General features: G+C 51.3%; 1 protein-coding gene. It reads left to right on the plus strand.

The annotated features are described in order from the left end of the window. Positions 1-509, plus strand: a 509-nt coding sequence (locus ACSIPU_RS30520; RefSeq protein WP_435322478.1) for a homoserine O-succinyltransferase, incomplete at both ends; no start/stop codon positions are given.

Below are 509 nucleotides of genomic sequence, written 5' to 3' on the forward strand. Positions count from 1 at the left end.
CCGTCAATTTCTTGCGCAATGAAAACGTCTTCGTAATGACGACAACACGTGCAACGACTCAGGAAATCCGCCCCCTGAAGGTGTTAATCCTCAACCTGATGCCGAAGAAAATCGAGACGGAAAACCAGTTCCTGCGTCTGCTATCAAACTCTCCGCTGCAGGTGGATATCCAGTTATTGCGTATCGATGCGCGCGAGTCGCGTAATACCCCTGCGGAGCATCTGAATAACTTTTACTGTAATTTCGATGAGATCTGCGATCAGAACTTTGACGGCCTGATTGTTACCGGGGCTCCTTTAGGCCTGGTTGAGTTTAACGATGTTGCTTACTGGCCGCAGATCAAACAGGTACTGGAGTGGGCCAAGGATCACGTCACTTCGACGCTGTTCGTCTGTTGGGCGGTTCAGGCCGCGCTGAACATTCTGTACGGCATTCCCAAGCAGACCCGCGCCGAAAAGATTTCCGGCGTCTATGAACACCATATTCTTCATCCGCACGCCTTACTGACC

It is taken from the genome of Klebsiella sp. HN106, assembly GCF_051209435.1.
In the GTDB taxonomy this organism is placed as follows: Bacteria; Pseudomonadota; Gammaproteobacteria; order Enterobacterales; family Enterobacteriaceae; genus Klebsiella; species Klebsiella oxytoca.